This window comes from Microbulbifer elongatus (genome assembly GCF_020524885.1).
In the GTDB taxonomy this organism is placed as follows: domain Bacteria; phylum Pseudomonadota; class Gammaproteobacteria; order Pseudomonadales; family Cellvibrionaceae; genus Microbulbifer; species Microbulbifer elongatus_A.
Genome location: NZ_JAIVKJ010000001.1, coordinates 934,477 through 951,552 on the forward strand (window position 1 = coordinate 934,477; position 17,076 = coordinate 951,552).

Below are 17,076 nucleotides of genomic sequence, written 5' to 3' on the forward strand. Positions count from 1 at the left end.
GGACGTTTAATGAAGAGGGGTGCTTTTCTTGACATGGGTCACACTTTTAAACATGATTAACGCTAAGTGCGCCAATTGTTCGGTTTGGTTGAAATGATGATTTCCAAAGCTGGCACATATTTGTTGTTTTTCTTAAGTAAAAACAATGCCTTATGACGTGCTGGGATGCGTCTGCAGGAGGCTTCGTTGGTGAGCTCCACTTTTGTGCGAACGACGGATTTGCAGGAGTAGGGCGTCCAGTGTTGTTTGCGTTTGCTTCATAGATTGGGGCTAGTGGGCGATGCTACACAGTTGATTGTCTTCCTCTAGTAAAGGCTCGGTATAAGGCCAAGGTAAGAGGCAATGGAAGCCTCTGTTCTGAGCGTTCATTGATTTGGCAGATTAAATTTTCGCGACCTTAGAAAATCGCCTTCCTTTTTGCGCATCGTAGGTCAATACCAATCATAGTGTGATAATGCAATTTTGGATGTTGTCGAGCTAGAGTTTTACGGGAATTTTGATCTTGGAATAGGTATCCTGAGGACTCACTTGGATAAAGATGTCCACGTCATCTTGTAAATCGTTATTATCCGGTGTTAGGTGTTTAACTTAGGTCGCGAGTTTGTTTAAGGGTTTTTAGTAAGACCTCTTGTAAAGAGTTCAAGAATTTTTATTGTTGCCGGGATTAAGTTTTTTGATCGATATCTACTAACTACGTGCCGTATTGTAATGGGCGCTAGATGAGTTGAAGACGGCTACAAAGCGAAATGGACGAATCACTTTATGCATGGATTGCAATTTCAGAGAGTGAATGATGACTTGGCAAATGGCGAGAAAAGTCACGAGCTAGGTGTTTCATCCCCCGCATTCCCTTTATCACCTTTGCAGGAAGGGATGCTTTTTCATGCCCTCATATCGGAACAGTCCTGGGATGGTTCCAATATCGAGCAGCTCGTTTTAGAGCTCCTCGAACCTGTCGAGCGAGAGTGCTTGGCAAACGCTTTTACTGTTTTGCTCAATCGCCACAATGCTCTTTCTGCGAGTTTCCATTTTGACGTTGAAGAGCGAACGTTAGGCCCGGTCAGAGAAAGGCCATCTCAAACTTTCCACTCCAACTTGCGAGTTTTAGTTGAAGTTGTTTCTATTTCGGCCTTAGCCCCCTCTTTTCGTACCATTGAGTTGGAGAAGTTCCTTGCTCGTGATAGGGTGCGAGGTTTTGACCTCGCTGTACCACCTCTGATGCGTGCCACGATAGTCAGCGACGATATGGGTAAAATGACTCTCGTTTGGACCTTTCATCACATCTTAATGGACCGTCTATCAAGTGCTCGGTTCACTTGCGAATTGTTCGAGTTGATCGAGGCTTATCGAGATGAGCGTAGCCCGAAACTTGGGCCCGTGCCGCGCCCGTACCGTGATTTTATTCAGTTTTGTTTAGAGCAAGATCGTGAGATAGGTGTTGATTACTTTAAGGGACTCTTGGCGGGCAAGCACTCGCCGACGCAAGTGCCTCTTGCCGAACCCGCGGGTAGGCCACTTGAGAATGATGGTTACGGCGAGATTACGCGGATCTGTCCTGAGCATGTATGCGCAGACGTCCGTGCACTAGCAGCGAAGACGACGACTTCGGTTGATGTCGTCGTGCAGGCAATGTGGAGCCTCATTCTTTCTCGCTTTAGTGGGGATCAAGATGTTGTTTTTGGAAACATTTACAATGGACGGAATATTTTTGGCCCAAATGCTTCAGAGATGGTGGGGCTGTTTATTAATACCATCGCCACTCGAGTTGATGTCGGCGATGAGAGGCGAGTAAGCGATTTAATTCGGTCGTTGTCTGAACAGGTTCTCGCAACTAGTCCATACGAAACTATTCCGCAGACCGCTGTGTCTCAGGTGTCTGACATCGAGGCAGAGGCCCCACTCTTTGAAACCCTTCTTAGGTTCGAGAGTAAAAGTTTCGAGGACCTTTTGGTCGATATTGGAGGGGACGGTTGGAAAGACAGGTCTGTGCGTTTGTACGAACAGCCGCCGTTCCCTCTAATTCTAACTATTATTGATGGTAAGGAATTGGAGCTTCGGGCTCTTTTTGACAGGAAGCGCCTGCGTGAGACTTCGGTCAGACGCTTATTGGAGTCGTGCGAGCAAACTCTGAAAGAACTGTGTGTGGATTTGAGTCGAAAGCTTGGCGAGATTGACGTTTTGCCACCTGCGGAGCGAGATAAGATCTTACAAGGTTGGAATAATACAGATCGCCCGTTTTCTGATCAGCTTTGCGTTTACGAACTCTTTGAGTCTCAAGTTGATATTCAGCCTGATGCTCCAGCGGTAGAAGCTTGCGGTAAGTTCCTCACCTATCGAGAGCTCGAAGATCGGAGCAACCGGCTCGCTCACCTTCTTGTTTCACGAGGTATCGAGCCAGGTCAGTATGTTGGGGTTTTTCTTAGTCGTGGACTGGATCTGGTTACCACGATGCTCGCGATATTAAAAGTGGGTGCTGCGTATGTCCCTCTGGACCCATCGTATCCGGCTGAACGCCTAGCTTTAATGCTCAGCGACGTTGATGCAGCCCTAGTTATCACCGAGGCAAAGTTAGAAGACCGTCTTGACTACGTACGAGTCGTTCTTGACGGCGCTGATAAAGGAAGGTGGGAACTTGCGCCAGCCCAGCGACTCGCGAGACGAACTACGCCTGACTCACATTGCTATACCATTTTCACATCGGGTAGTACCGGTTTCCCCAAGGGCGTTACCCTATCTCATCGAGCTGTTATCAATACCCTTGAGTGGGTAAATCGTGAGTTTGGGGTGTGCCCGTCGGACCGCCTTCTATTTGTCACCTCTCCTTGCTTTGACCTATCCGTTTACGACGTATTCGGGACCCTCGGAGCTGGCGGAACCGTCATCGTAGCAACGGAGGATCTTATCTCTGACCCCAAGTCGCTCGCCAATTTTCTCGTCGACGCGAAGATTACGATTTGGGATTCGGCGCCGGTCGCTCTTCAGCGCCTTGCCCAGTTCATCTCAGAGCGGGGAGGGAGCGATCTGCGGTTATGTATGTTGAGCGGAGATTGGATACCGCTTTCCCTACCCGGCATTATCAGAAATGCCTTTCCAAGAGCTCAAGTAATGAGCCTTGGTGGAGCCACCGAGGCTGCCATCTGGTCTAATTGGTTCCCGGTCGGGAACGTTCAGGATCGGTGGGTCAGCATCCCTTACGGAAAGCCGATCCAAAATGCTCGTTATTACGTTCTCGACCGGAGGATGCAGCCGGTTCCAGTGGGGGTATCCGGCGATTTGTATATCGGTGGTGTATGTTTGGCGTCTGGCTATCACGGGCAGGAGCAACTGACCGCAGAGCGTTTCTTACCGGATCCTTTCCGGCCAGGGGAAAATGAGCGCCTTTACAAAACTGGGGACCTGGCTCGTTACTTTGAGAATGGCAACCTCGAGTTCCTCGGTCGATCAGACTTTCAGGTCAAAATTCGCGGGTTTAGGGTGGAAATGGGCGAGGTTGAGACGGTAGTTTCCCGTTTGGAGGGGGTCCGTGTTGCGGTATGTGCTGCCTATACCGACGCGTCAGGGCAGAAGTCTCTCGTGGCTTATGTGGTTTCAGAAGACGGTCCGAAACATGAGGAGGAAGCCCTTAAGTCACTTTTGGTTGAAAAGTTGCCATCCTTTATGGTGCCTTCGCGAATAATATTCTTGGATAGCCTTCCGACGACCTCGAACGGGAAGCTCGATCGAGCTGCTTTGCCGAACCCTAAGTTGAGAGACGATTCGAATGAATTCGTTCCACCTGAGGGAGCAGTAGAAGAAGAGCTCGTTCGGATGTGGAATAGCCTCCTCGAAAGAGACTGGGTTGGGGTGAAAGATCACTTTTTTTCCATTGGCGGGAATTCTCTTCTGGCCGTGATGCTCATTTCTCGGATAAAACATCGATTCAGTATTGATTTTCCATTGGCAACTTTGATTGCCAATCCCACCATCCGTGGTCTCACTCCATACATCGAAAAGATGACTGGAGTGCAGGAGGTAACTCGACACCTCCAAGCATTTAATCGGAATGGGTCCCGCGCGCCACTAGTATTGGTGCCGGGAGTTGTCGGAACGGCGTTTACTTTTCGCTCCTTCCCGGATGCTTTGGGGGCTCAGCAGCCAATTTATGTAATTGACCTTCTAGCGGCTGGCGCTGCCGAAGACTTTCCTGCAACAGTTGAGCGAATGGCCGATCTATACGAGAGAGAGATCCTTGAGACGTGTGGTGGTTCGCCAATCGTCTTGGGAGGGTTTAGCTTTGGTGCCCTTATAGCCTTCGAGTTGTCCCGCCGGCTGATAAAGAAAGGGTATTCCGTGCCTTTATTTGTGTCATTCGATGGGTTTGCGCCAGGGTACCCATATTACTTGCCTGGTCCAGAGCGATTCTTAGCCCATTTGAGAGAATTTCTCTCGCGGGATGTGCGAGGAAAGCTTGGGTACATAAGAGATCGCGGTGCGCGCTTCAAGCAGAAGTTGGTTAAACGTCTTGGGCTCTCAACAGATGTGAGTAAATTTTCTCCGAAGCACCAATTTGAGGCTCACATGAAGAAAATCGGAAAAATCCAGCGAAAAGCTATGGATATTTACCGTCCCCAAGAAAATACAAAGGATCTTGCTTTGCTCTTATTTCAGGCTGAAGAGCAGGTGGACTGGATTGGGATGAAGGTCGATGACCCTCTAATGGGCTGGCGCCGGTACGTCGGAGGGCCTATCTCTTTGGTTACTGTCCCTGGATCTCACATGCAGATGTGGGATTCAAAAAACCGCGACTTGATTACGTGTACTATTGCGGAGCATTTGGGGCGCCTCACGTTAGAAAAAAGCGAATCTCCTTTGAGGGTGGCCAGCAGTATGTCGCAGAGTCAGAACGTTTATGCAGCTAAACTGGAGTGTGCTTCCGAATGAGTATTTTTGGTTCAGTTGTAAATAGAGCGAACGCACAATCTGTACAGGAAACCAGGCGACATATCAGTCGTGAAGAAAGTGATTTTATTGTACTTTCTCGTATTGTAATGATCATAGGGTTAGTCTTTCACCACGTGTTTACGTTAACAGGCAGTGAATTCTACCCTCGCCACGCTATAGACCCCAGTACCGCGCACATCGCCGATTATCTCAATAGTTTAATTCATTGGATGGCTATGGCAGCGGTGCCCTGCCTAAGTGTAATTTCAGGCTATCTTTTTTTCAGGCGCGAGGTGGTCAATTATTTTCAGCTTTTACATCGGCGTATAACGACCGTGCTTTTACCCTCGATTGCCTGGTCGAGCTTCTGGTTTTTTCTCGCCTACCTTGCTTACATTTGGGGGGCACGTAATGGACATTTTGGGTGGCTTGATTACAGCTTTAATCAGATGGGCCCTAAACTTTACCTTGATGGGGCGCTCGGTATTGGCCGTTTACCATATGCTATTCAATTTTGGTTTATTCACGATTTGGTTCTGACTTTTGCTTTGTGTCCTGTGATCGGCTGGTTAGCCTCGCGATTGCCTTTAGTTTTTCTTCTCGTGTTGGGGGGGGTGTGGGGATTTCGCGGTGAATTCTCCCCCTTTTTTTCGCCTAACGTTTTATTTTTCTTTTCCGTTGGGGCCGTTGCGGCTACTACGCGCTTCGATTTTGACTGGGTGGTACGTATTCTAAGCCCCTTTCGGTGGATTATCGGTGTGGCATTCGTCTCTCTATTGGTGGGTCGTATGTTTCAGGATGCGCATAGCTTGCTGGCGTCTTATAAGTATCTTTGTTTGTTGCGGGCAGTAGGTCTGCTTGCGTTTATTTTACTGATGAACTCACTGACTCTACGAGATAATATAGCTTTGCGTATATTGCGTTATCTCTCGCCATTTAGTTTTTTCATCTTCGCATTTCACTATCCAGCGTTGGAGTTTATCAGGGAAATAGTTCGTGAAGTGCCTGGCTACGATAGTGAATTTGGTATGTTAGTGTTTTTCTTTGCGCTGCCGGCTCTGTGTTTGGCGGTGTCAGTGATTATGGCGCAGGGTTTACGTTGGTTGTCACCTTCGTTGTTCATGTTTGTCAATGGTGGAAGTTCTGGCAGTGGGCGAGGCTCCTAAACTTTTAGGTCGGTCAATGTTGGGATCGAGTTCTTGAGGTTTCTGATGCTTGGCTTCAACTGGATTGGCTGGTTTTTCATTGGTTTTCGCCCCTTATGTTGTTTGCCTGAAATCCGAGTTTGTCAGGCGAATAGGGTTTGGCTTCTCATCAAACTATCAACGAATTCTCGATATAGTCTTGGCCGCAATAATGTTTACTGCTTTTAATTACTTTTTTGCACTAGGTTTTTGCTCGATCGCTGCCGTGGATGTAAAGGAGGGAGTCCACTTCTTGTCTAGTTTGAGTTTTATGTTCTAGGTCAGATGCATCATCGAAGTTTTAGAGTCATGGCGACTGAATAGAAGGCTTCTATCTGTGAAGAAATGGCTGATAACACCTTATCTCTTTCGAGGGGTAAGGAGCGGTTAGTGACTCAAAGGCGCAGTAATTTTAGTTTGCGGTTGACATCGTGCAGGGGAGGCGAATTGCCGGATTTTTGTAATGGTCGCTGCATAACGCTGCCTCCCGCAAGTCGAAATTAAGGCGTGCCGAGAAGACTCAGAAAATTGTGGACAGGTATTGTACTTTATCCTGGGCTTGGCGCTCGCTGAATTGCTTAGCGGGGCATGTAATCGTGTTCGATCAGTTTAGGTGTGGGTTCCACTAATATCGCTGCACTTTACGTGCGAAAAATAAGCCTCCACGACTATTTACGGGTTGAGATAGCGTTTAGGGGGGGGGCGGCTCAATACCAATAGGCCTCGACAACACCTTCAGGTTTTCCAACAACTTTTCCGCCCGCGCGATATTAGCCTGTAGTTCGACGTTGTCTGGGGCCAGTATACGGGCTTCCCGCCAGACACTTAGGGCCTGGTTGATTTCGCCCTGACTGTACAGCGCATTCCCCCGTCTGATGGCGTAATCAATGCGGGTTTTTACCTGTGTTTCAAATTGAGACTGCAGTGGCTTCAGTTGCGGGTGCTGTGGCGCTTGTTGCTGGATTTGGTTCAGTAGCTTCCGCGCACTGAATAGATCGCCGGATCGCAGTGCCTGCTGCAAGTCAGTAACGGGCATCATTTCAGACTTTTGTGCGGTCGGTTTGGCAGGCTGTGGTTTCGCTGCAGGGCGAAGCTTACGGTTGGTCAGGGCGAGATCCCGGGCAATAGCGTCTCTCAGTTCTCCATTTTCCGGTTTCCGCAGGTCGTCGCCATACAGGCCTTGCGCGACGGTCAACGCCCGGTGCGCGAGCACATAGTCTTTCCGATTTCTGCGCTGAATCGCGAGCTGCGCATACTCAGTAAGTGATTGCGCAGATGCTCGGCGCTTGCGATTAAAGTTTTTCAGCTCCAGCCAGCTCAATACTCCCGGGCCCTGAAGCTGTTGTAGGCGCTGGTAGGCCTCTGCGTCTTTCAGCAGTTGTTCGCCCTGGTGTATTGCCAGTTCCATCCGTACACGCTCTGCGTGTACCTGGCGTCGCTCCGACAGTTGCTGCTGTGCGATGTTGAGCCGCTGGCTGTTCGGGAGTATTCGTACCGCACCCTCTAATAGCTGCTCCGCACCTAGCCAGTCTCCACGGTGCTCCAGGCGCTCAGCGCTGCGGATGGCGCTGCGTTCGAATTGTTGCAGATTGTCATGCAAACGCCGTATGCGTTGTTGCACTGCCGGCGTAGTCGTATTCAGCTTATGTAGCTGCTCGAGCTCGGCGGAGTCTTCACGTATCTGATACAAGGATTCTGTTGAAAAGCCTTCCAGTCCCTCAGGGCGGGGCGAGACCAGACTGCAGCTCGGTAGAAGCGGCAGTAGTAGGAATAAGGTACAAAAACAAAATGACGCTAACCGGCGATCATGCATGATCGACAGCCTGCCTGTACTGTTGGTGGGGCAGGGGGGTTAGCACTTCTTTCAGGTTTGCCTGCAGCTGTGCTTGGAAGTCACGGTGGATATTCTGCACAGAATAGATCTGGACTGGAGTGGACTTGCCGCGAATGGGCAGGAGCTGCTCGGACTGCGTGATAATGCGTGGCTGTAACATGGTCGCCATTTGTTTTCGAATTACGGTTTGACCGGGTTCAGCCTCGCTGCACAGGCGAGAGGCAAGGTTGACGGCATCGCCGACGACAGTGTATTCCATTCTTTCATCCGAGCCCAGATTTCCGGCCAGCATGGCGCCACTGTTGATGCCGATACGAAAATGCACTTCGGGGCGACCGTCAGCGCGTCGTTGTTCGTTCAGTTGTTGGGCCAGCTGCTGAATTAATATAGCGCAGCTGACAGCGTTAAACATATGGTCGCTGTCATCTTCCGTCACGCCAAATACCAACATTGCACAGTCGCCGATAAACTTGTCGACCACCCCGCTATACAGCGTACAAGCGCGAGAAATGTACGAAAAATACTCGTTCAACAGTTCGGAAACCTGACTGGGCTGTAACTTTTCCGACATGGCGGTAAAGCCTGTAATGTCCGCGAAAAGCACGGTCCCCTCGATTGGCCGGTCCACCAGCCGCACCTCGTCCAGGTTGGCGAGTACTTTGTCGGCAACATTTTTCGACACATAGCGGGAAAAAACCTGCTCTACCTGGGATTTTTTCAGCAGGCCCGCGGCCATATTGTTGAAGCCTTCGAACAGGAAACCGATCTCATCGTTGCGCTGCTGGTCTATCCGGGTTGCGAGATTACCGCGGCCGATAGCCTCGGTAGCCTCCATCAAATGGTGAATCGGCTGAGAAAGCCGGCGGCTAAGCCAGTAAGCCAATAGGGATGCCAGTAGTGTCATGGCGAGGGTCGCGTAGATGATCGCGTTGCGAGCCTCGGTGGCGGCCTGATCCATCAGCGATGCGGACAGTGTCACCACCACGGATCCGGCGCGGACGCCCTGGAAATCGGCGGGGGCGATGAAGCTGATCAAGCGCTCTTGTGAGCCATTAACTGTTTCTTGAAACCAGGCGCGGGAAGTGACACCGGTGCTGTTTGCGGAATCCAGCAGTTTTACAGTCAGGCTCGGCTGGGCACCGCTTGCCGTGAGCAATACGCCATCGTGGGAGTAAATAGCCGACCCGAGAATACGCTCCTCCTGCCCCAGATTGGCAGTGAGCATGCGCAGGTTCAGGTTGTTCTCCGACAGGATTGGCTCGCTGGCCTGCTTTGCCAGCTGTAGCGCCATAGTGGTACCGAAGTCGTGTAGCTGGGTCCGCATCAGACGGTTCTGGTTCTCACTGATCAGCAAGCCGAGGCTCGTCATACCCAGCACCAACAGGAGCGTCATGACCACGGCCAATTTGAAGGCAATAGGCACATGCTTGGGGCGCAACCGGCTCAGGAAACCACTCAGGCCGCGGCCGATTTGCCGCGATATGACTTTTGACTTGGTTATCAACGGATGCGCTCTTCTTTAACTCTTTGTTATATGCCAGTGGTGCTCGGGCAATGCAGGGGCGAACTATAGCAGTTTTGGGTGATTTTATGACCAGTTGAGGCCGTTAAAACGGTGACGTAACTAGGTGAAATACCTGCCGGGGGCTGGTAGCATTCTGCCGCGACGAGGAATCCGAACAGATTCTCGATTCCACCATTAGTCGCAGTACAATTTCCCAATAAAAGTGACTGGTTATTTCTGCGCAAGGCAGCAGACGCGAAGTTTAGTGCTTTATCTTGTTTTTGATAATGAGTATCATTTCGTGAATTGAACATCAGGAGTGTTTATGCAATCTCTAAAACGTTTACGGAAGAATCGCGGTTTGGGCCTGGTATTTGGCCTGTTTGCTCTGGTAGCTGCTGGCCAGGTATCCGCCAATGGAGCCATTGGTGACCACGTCAACGATCTGAAAGGGCACCTGGGGCAGTACTCCGAGGAAGTGACCTGGTTGATTGGCAAGTACGACGGGGTGGTCGATACCTATGAGGCCCAGGGGCAAAAAGCGGTTGAAACTCAGCAGCTGGTGGATTTCTGGGAAGAAGTGGACTTTCACTCCGCTATAGAAACCAACTACGTCCCCGTTTATGCCAACATCTGGCAGGGTATTTATGGCATCAAGCAGGCCATCGAAGCTGGCAAGCCAGTGGACGAAGTGCGTGCCGAGCAGGAAAAACTGAACAGTGCCTTCTGGCAGGCGCTCGGTGCAGTGAAACTTGCTTCCCAGTTCCAGGAAAAGGGCCTGCTGGCAAAGATCCAGACCACCGAATCTGAGCCCACCACCATGCCGGAGACTCTGGACGACATCAAACACCGTCTGGACCGTGTTGTGGCAAAATACGCCGAGCAATTGCCGGAAGCTGCTACCACCATCGTACACGACACTTATCTGAACCGCTTTGAAGGGGTAGAGGGTGCGCTGATCGAGCAGGACGCGGCACTGGTGGAAGACCTGGAAAAAGATTTCAACGTGACCCTGCCGCAGGCGCTGGACGGAAAAGCCAGTGTTGATGATGTGCGCAAGGTGGTTGAGGCCATGCAGGCCAAACTGGATCGAGCCAAGTCGCTTCTTTTGGAAGCGGAGAAAAAACGCAAAGACGTGTTCTAGTAATTTGGCAACCCGGCCCTGAAATGCCTCAGTAAGGACAATACGTGCAGCGCAGAGCTTTTTTACACAACCTGGCTGCAGTTGGTGCTATCAGCTGCATGCCTATATTCATCCAGCGCAGCCTTGCGGCGGACGGTGGTGCCGTCTCAGTGGACCAGTTGCCGAAGCTGGAAGGGGATATCACGCTCTACCTTGGAAGAGGGGAGGGCGGGCTCTACGAAAATGTCCTTGAGGCCATCCGCAAGCGCAATCCCAAACTGAATCTGAAAATCCGCCGCGGTGCTACGGCGGCGCTGGCCAATAGTATTGTGGCCGAGGCCAAGGCTGGCGTGCGTCGCGCAGATGTGTTCTGGGCGGTGGACTCCGGGGCAATTGGCCTGGTGAGTGATGCTGGGCTGGCGCGTCCGTTGCCTGCGGATCTTACCAGCCAGCTCAAACCGGGTTTTCAGTACCCCCAATGGGCGCCGGTTACCGGGCGTATCCGTACCCTGCCATACAATACCGATCGCCTGACGCCGGAGCAGATTCCGGAAAGCGTTATGGCACTTGCCGACAGCGACCTGTCCATCGGCTGGGCTCCGGCCTACGCGTCTTTCCAGTCTTTCATTACGGCGATGCGTTTGTTGGAGGGCGAGAAGGCGACGGAAGCATGGCTGCGGGGTGTCAGCCGGCAGGCTACCAATTATGCCGGGGAACTGGGTGTTGTGATGGCCGTAGAGCGCGGCGAAGTGGACCTGGGATTTGCCAACCACTACTACACCTTGCGTCTGAAAAATGGCAAGCCAAATGCAAAAGTGGACCTCGCCTTCACCAAAAATGATGCAGGCTGCCTGGTTAATGCCTCCGGAATCCTGGCATTGTCCGACGGTGATCTGCCGATCAATTTTATCCGTTACCTGCTGACCAAAGAAGTGCAGGCTTACCTTGCCAGCGAAGCCTATGAAATCCCGCTGGCCAATGGCGTCAAGCCACCACAGGGGCTGCCGGCGCTCGATACCATATCTCCGCCCAAGGTTGACCTGACGCAGCTGGCAGATCTACGTCCCACCCTGAATCTGATGCGCCGTGTCGGGGTTCTATGAACCCGCGATACGGATTGCGATGGCCGGCGTCTTATCCGCTGGCACTGGTGATTGCTGTGCTGGCTCTTGTGCCGGTCGGCGTGCTGATGGGGTTGGCTTCTGACAGCGCAGAGCTGTTTGATGCGCACAATCTCAAGGTTCTCACCAATACCCTTTTACTGATGTTTTTCACCGTGCTCGGGTCTGTGGTGATCGGCGTACCGCTGGCGTTGATCACGGCGTATGTGCAGGTCCCCTGGCGGAAGCTTTGGCTGATCGTGTTGGCTGCGCCGCTGGCGATTCCCAGTTACATCGGTGCGTTTACCCTTTATGCGGCGTTTGGTCGCGGTGGCGAAATTCAGCAATTGCTGGGACTGCCGATGCCCTCGGTCAAAGGACTTGCCGGTGCAACACTGGTTATGACTCTCTACTCATATCCCTTTGTAATGCTTACAACCCGTGCTTCGCTGCTGAGCCTCGATGCCAGTCTGGTAAACGCTGCGCGCACATTGGGCATGACCGTTGGCGTCAGTTTGTGGCGGGTGGTGCTACCCCGCGTGGCGACCGGAATTGCCGCGGGTGCGCTGTTGGTTGCGCTCTATACCCTGTCGGACTTTGGGACGCCGGCCATCATGCGCCTGGATACCTTCACCCGGGTGATTTTCGTTGAGTACAACGCCTTTGGCCTCAGCCAGGCGGCAATGTTGTCTCTGCAGTTGCTGGTGATTGTCGGGTTGGTTTTGTTTCTGGAATCCCGAGTGCGTGGCAGTAAAGAGCGCCCCGGTCGCCACCTTACACTCTGGCCGTCGCGGGGACAGAAGTGGCTGATGGTGCTGGTATTTGCGCCAGTGATTCTTCTCTCTATCGTGTTGCCGCTAGTGGTATTTGGTGTCTGGCTGATGCGCGAAGGCACCGGTGGTTTCGATTTTTCTTACGCGTGGAACTCTGCCCATGCGTCTTTCCTCGCCGCTCTGGTGGCTGTGATCCTGGCGATCCCTGTGGCCCATGCGGCGATCGCCGGCCGTGCCGGGCGCTTTATGGAGCGGCTGACTTACTTCGGTTTCGGTGTCCCCGGGATCGTGATGGGGACCGCGCTGGTATACGTCGGGCTGCAATTGCCGTTTCTGTATCAGACCCTTGGCCTGTTGGTGCTGGCCTATGTGTTGCGGTTCTTGCCGCTGGCGGTGGGGTCGGTGCGTTCCACTGCGGAAGGGCTGGACCCGAGTCTGGTCAAGGCGGCGAGATTGCTTGGCGCCAGCCCGCGGGAGGCATTTCAGCGAATCACGCTGCCGCTGACCATTCGCGGCATGGTGGCTGGGGCCGCGCTGGTTTTCCTTGAGGCTATGCGGGAGCTGCCGGCGACCTTGATGCTCGGCCCGACCGGCTTTGAAACTCTGGCCACCTACTTGTGGCGGGTGTATGAGGCGGGTTATTTTGGCCGCGCGGCCATTCCCGGCCTGCTGCTGGTATTGATGTCAGCGCTGGGTCTCGCGTTGATGCTATCTGGTGAGCGCCGCGCCGAATTTGATGTTACTGGGAAATAAGCGCAGTCATGCTGAAAGTGAGCAATCTGTCCGTCGACTACGGTTCAACCCGTGTGGTGAAGAACCTGAACCTTGCCCTTGGGGACGATGAAGTCCTCATGCTTGTGGGGCCGACGGGCTGTGGAAAGACCACTATTCTGCAGGCGCTGGCGGGATTGATCCCGATTTCCGAGGGGGAGATCCAGTTGGGGCCATGGCGCTCCACGCCAAAAAAGTCAGTGCCGCCGGAGAAGCGCAACGTGGGAATGGTGTTTCAGGACTTTGCGCTATTCCCGCACCTGACGGTGGAGCAAAATGTCTGTTTTCGGCTCAATGACACCGCGCTTGCGGACCACTGGCTGAAGCTGCTGGGCCTGGAAAATTTCCGCCACGCGAAACCGGCGAGCCTGTCTGGCGGGCAGAAGCAGCGGGTGGCTTTGGCGCGTACGCTTGCGCATGAGCCCGCCTTTGTCCTGCTCGATGAACCCCTGTCTAATCTCGACGCCGCCCTCAAGGACAGCCTTCGCTGGGAGATCCGCGAAGCCCTGAAGGCCGCGGGGATACCCGCGATTTGGGTGACCCATGATCAGGAAGAGGCACTCTCCATTGGTGATCGTGTGGGTATTTTGAATGGGGGGGAGCTGGAGCAGCTGGATACACCGGAAACCTGTTTTTCTGAGCCGGCCAGCCGTTTTGTGGCGCGGTTTCTTGGCGAGGCAAGTTTTCTTCCGGGGCAGCTGCTGCAGTCACAGGTAGACACGGAGCTGGGAATGGCGCCCGGCATTCCTATCGATGGGGTCACCGGTGAGGTGGACTTGCTGATGCGACCGGACGATCTTTCCCTCGTGCCCTCCGCAAACGGTAACGGTGTTGTTGACTGGGTTCGCTATGAAGGTTGCTCGCGACTTTATGCAGTGACGGTTGGCAGTGGCGCTCAGGTGCGCGTGCGGACCAGCCACGAAGTACATGCTGAGCCTGGCAATCGAGTGCAGCTCGCCATTATTACCACGCACCCTCTGGCGGCATTTGCCCGATCCTGATGTGCCTGTGCGGGTCTCGGTACCTGCACATCTTTTGATGTTGCCGTCTCCCCCCTGCCTTCGTTATCCCTGGCTTCGTTATACCTGCCTACACATCCCCAATTACCTGGTTCCGCCATCAGTTCCGCTGTGAAACGGAATAATCGGTCAGCCGTGGGTGAGTTCAGGTTTGTCCAATCGGCACATGCTGTGACTGTCTGGCCACTTTTTCGCGGCCCTGACAATTGAGGAGCCAATGTGGGGCAGGCCGATAGAATCGTGAGCAAACGGCGTCCATTAATCGATCACAAACTAACTTTTGGCGGTTTTTACGCATTCTGGCGCGATTTTCTATAGCTCCTTGGGGCTATTTAAAAAAGCTTTCCACAGCGTGGGGTGGACGAGATCACTCATTCAGTTACATCTGTGTTTTGTCAATACGGATTTGGAAGTATTTGTAACCTATTGATATATAAGAAAAAATTTATTTGGTTAAATTTTCTTCACAAAGTGGTTACAACGGAATAATGCGGGCTGGCGGGGTTTTCCCGACTGTTGTTAACAGACATATCCACAGATTCTGTGGATTGTGAATAAAAAAAGCCGGCAGGTGCCGGCTTTTGTGCTACTCGGGTCTGTTTTCCCGCTGAAAGTGGTCTGCGCGGCCTGGTTGTCGAGCCACCACTAATGGGAAATTGTCATGCCGGATTAGCGGAAAGTCAGCTCCACCCGGCGGTTTTGCGCGCGGCCGGCTTCGGTGGCATTGCTTGCGACCGGTTGGGTTTCGCCATAGCCACGAGCGGTGATGCGAGAGGCATAGACGCCATTCTGAACCAGATACCGGCGAACGGATTCCGCACGCAGGCCGGAGAGGCGCAGGTTGTAGCTGTCATTGCCCTGACTGTCTGTGTGTCCTGCCACCTCGACCTGGGTGTTGGGCTGGTCGCGCAGGGAGCGGACCACCTTGTTCAGTGAAGCTTCCGCTCTTGGTGTTAATTTGGCCGAGTTGAACTCAAACTGGATATTTTCCAGAGTGATGGTCTGGTCGGCCACTACGCAGCCATATTGATCCACTTCTGCGCCGGGGAGCGTATTCGGGCAGCGATCGTTTCTGTCGAGCACGCCATCGCCATCGCTATCGAGGTTGATGATTTCAGGTTTGGGCTCGGGAGGCGGTGGCGCTGCGACCGCGGTTGCGACCGGCGGGCAACTGAGTGGAATGCTCAGACCGAAGCCAAATTGCCAGTCGTTCATGTCGGTGGCAAAGAAGTCTCTCATGTACCGCACTTCGGCACGTATTTTCAGGCCGCTGCGGCTGATGGCGCCACTGGTGATGCCCGCGCCTAAGTTTACAAAGGCGTTGGTTTCCTGATATCCGTAATCGAATTTGGTGCTGTTGTTGGAAACGCCAACGCCTCCGAGCAGGTAGGGTGAATAACCACTTCGGCCATTGAAGTGATACACCACATCCATTCCCAGCCCGGCAAGGTCGGTGTCCCCACTGGGGTAAAGTCCGTTTTCATCAAGTGGCTCGGGAACGAGGAAGTCGAAGTCATCCTCATCAAGTTGGGTGCCAAACAACTGTACTTCCGTATACCAGTTGCCGTCGGTATGCCATCCGTAAGCGGCGCGCAAACCTAAGGACTGGCGCTCTGTGTTGCGCTCCTCGTCGACTCGCGTGAGGAAGGGCATGATATCGATGTATTTCTCTTCCTGGGCCAGGGCCTGCGTGCTGGCGATCATGGCGGCAATGAGTGCGAGCCCCGCGATTTTTTTCCCCGAGTTATTTTTTTTAGGCACGTCTGTCGAGCACATAGTGGTCTTCCTTGGCGTTATGTTGATTATCCGGTAAGTCAGAATGCGAGTTTGGTGCGCGCGGTGTTAAGCGTTAGATGGTGTTGCGCCGCACGCTCAATTTATGACCGGAATGCGGAATCCGGTTTGTCCCCGTTACTTATTAGTTGACCCTGGCGACTTTTCCAGTGGGTGACGTGGAGAATGACAATTTTTGGCGGGAGACTGTTTTTTATGACCGTGGCGCGCCTGGAGAAGACCGTTCCTGGCGCCTGATTAGCGGGAATGAATGGGGTGTTTGATTGGGATGAGGCTACTCAGTACTGGTGGCGAAAGCTGATTAGCGCGGCAGTGATTGCTACGTTGAGGCTCTCAACGCCGTTTTGCATGGGAATCCGCAGCCGGTGCGTACAGGCTTCCTCAACGGCCGCGCCAACGCCATGGGTTTCATTGCCCAGTACGAAAACATTCGGCTTGGCGTCATCGATCGTTCGCAGGGTGTCATTGGCGTGGGAGGAGAGTGCGCAGACACGGGCACCAATGCCGGCGAATGTTTCCAGCACGGGCGCCAGCCGGTCACAGCGCAGTATGCGGGTTTTAAACAGGGTGCCGACACTGGCCTTGATCACCAGTGGGTCGATCTGTGCACATCCTTTGCGAGGCAGGATGATACCGTCGATACCACCAGCACAGGCAGAGCGAATGATCATGCCCAGGTTCTGTGGGTTGGTAATGCCATCGAGCGCGAGCAGTTCGAAATGCGTTCCGCGCTGCTCTTCCAGAAACGCTTCGGCGGTACCGTAGCGGGGCAGCGCCAGGTCCAGTGCCACGCCCTGATCCTGTTTGGCATTTTTCGAAATCCGGGACAGTCCTTTTCTATCCCAGTGCGCAATTTCGATATTTCGCTCTGCGGCCAGTTGTTCGATCCGGGCGATCAGCTGGTCCTTACGGTTGCTGTCCGCCAGGTGCAGCTTGTGTACAGGCAGGCTGCTGTCTTCCAGTGCTTCGAGCACGGGTTTGCGCCCGTAAATAGTCAGCAGGCTGTCAAAAAAGGCCCGTTTTTTCAGGTATTCAGGAGAGTCGTTCACAATAC

At 53.0% G+C, this 17,076-nt stretch carries 10 protein-coding genes; 6 read left to right on the plus strand and 4 right to left on the minus strand.

The window, feature by feature from the left end; genetic code table 11:
- The first annotated feature begins 762 nt into the window (after positions 1-762).
- Both LC059_RS03930 and LC059_RS03935 read left to right on the plus strand, forming a co-directional pair.
- The gene (locus LC059_RS03930; protein ID WP_226702513.1) at positions 763-4,920 is read left to right on the plus strand and encodes a non-ribosomal peptide synthetase; all 4,158 of its coding nucleotides are present in this window, start codon (positions 763-765) and stop codon (positions 4,918-4,920) included.
- Complete coding sequence (locus LC059_RS03935; RefSeq protein WP_226702514.1) at positions 4,917-6,086, plus strand: acyltransferase family protein; 1,170 nt, start codon at positions 4,917-4,919, stop codon at positions 6,084-6,086. Before LC059_RS03930 ends, LC059_RS03935 begins: the two co-directional genes overlap by 4 nt.
- A 709-nt stretch (positions 6,087-6,795) precedes the next feature.
- Here the strand turns inward: LC059_RS03935 and LC059_RS03940 are convergent.
- Together LC059_RS03940 and LC059_RS03945 are read right to left on the minus strand one after the other, a co-directional pair.
- Positions 6,796-7,794 (minus strand): hypothetical protein, encoded by a 999-nt coding sequence (locus LC059_RS03940; RefSeq protein ID WP_226702515.1) that lies wholly within the window; start codon positions 7,792-7,794, stop codon positions 6,796-6,798.
- 115 nt (positions 7,795-7,909) lie between these two features.
- Positions 7,910-9,442, minus strand: coding sequence for an adenylate/guanylate cyclase domain-containing protein (locus LC059_RS03945; protein WP_226702516.1), 1,533 nt, complete (start codon positions 9,440-9,442; stop codon positions 7,910-7,912).
- A gap of 325 nt (positions 9,443-9,767) precedes the next feature.
- On the opposite strand from LC059_RS03945, the gene LC059_RS03950 reads away from it, so the two are divergent.
- The 4 genes from LC059_RS03950 to LC059_RS03965 all read left to right on the plus strand — a co-directional run bounded on the left by LC059_RS03950 (position 9,768) and on the right by LC059_RS03965 (position 14,210).
- On the plus strand, positions 9,768-10,586 hold the full coding sequence (locus tag LC059_RS03950; protein WP_226702517.1) for a hypothetical protein: 819 nt from the start codon (positions 9,768-9,770) through the stop codon (positions 10,584-10,586).
- A 98-nt stretch (positions 10,587-10,684) separates the two neighbouring features.
- On the plus strand, positions 10,685-11,668 hold the full coding sequence (locus LC059_RS03955) for an extracellular solute-binding protein (protein ID WP_226702518.1): 984 nt from the start codon (positions 10,685-10,687) through the stop codon (positions 11,666-11,668).
- Entirely contained in the window at positions 11,665-13,191 is a 1,527-nt protein-coding gene (locus LC059_RS03960; RefSeq protein ID WP_226702519.1) for an ABC transporter permease, read from the plus strand. Before LC059_RS03955 ends, LC059_RS03960 begins: the two co-directional genes overlap by 4 nt.
- A gap of 8 nt (positions 13,192-13,199) precedes the next feature.
- Positions 13,200-14,210 carry an ABC transporter ATP-binding protein gene (locus LC059_RS03965; RefSeq protein WP_226702520.1) on the plus strand — a complete coding sequence of 337 codons (1,011 nt, stop codon included), beginning with the start codon at positions 13,200-13,202 and terminating at the stop codon, positions 14,208-14,210.
- A 687-nt stretch (positions 14,211-14,897) separates the two neighbouring features.
- On the opposite strand, the gene LC059_RS03970 is transcribed toward LC059_RS03965, so the two are convergent.
- Entirely contained in the window at positions 14,898-16,004 is a 1,107-nt protein-coding gene (locus LC059_RS03970; protein WP_226702521.1) for an OmpA family protein, read from the minus strand.
- A gap of 296 nt (positions 16,005-16,300) precedes the next feature.
- Positions 16,301-17,071, minus strand: a complete 771-nt coding sequence (locus LC059_RS03975; protein WP_226702522.1) for a TrmH family RNA methyltransferase — start codon at positions 17,069-17,071, stop codon at positions 16,301-16,303.
- Positions 17,072-17,076 lie beyond the last annotated feature (5 nt).

Excerpts from the sequence above, each read along its gene's own strand:
- LC059_RS03930 (WP_226702513.1), top strand. The coding sequence starts at position 763 with ATGCATGGATTGCAATTTCAGAGAGTGAATGATGACTTGGCAAATGGC.
- LC059_RS03935 (WP_226702514.1), top strand. The coding sequence starts at position 4,917 with ATGAGTATTTTTGGTTCAGTTGTAAATAGAGCGAACGCACAATCTGTA.
- LC059_RS03950 (WP_226702517.1), top strand. The coding sequence starts at position 9,768 with ATGCAATCTCTAAAACGTTTACGGAAGAATCGCGGTTTGGGCCTGGTA.
- LC059_RS03955 (WP_226702518.1), top strand. The coding sequence starts at position 10,685 with ATGCCTATATTCATCCAGCGCAGCCTTGCGGCGGACGGTGGTGCCGTC.
- LC059_RS03960 (WP_226702519.1), top strand. The coding sequence starts at position 11,665 with ATGAACCCGCGATACGGATTGCGATGGCCGGCGTCTTATCCGCTGGCA.
- LC059_RS03965 (WP_226702520.1), top strand. The coding sequence starts at position 13,200 with ATGCTGAAAGTGAGCAATCTGTCCGTCGACTACGGTTCAACCCGTGTG.
- LC059_RS03970 (WP_226702521.1), bottom strand. The coding sequence starts at position 16,004 with ATGTGCTCGACAGACGTGCCTAAAAAAAATAACTCGGGGAAAAAAATC.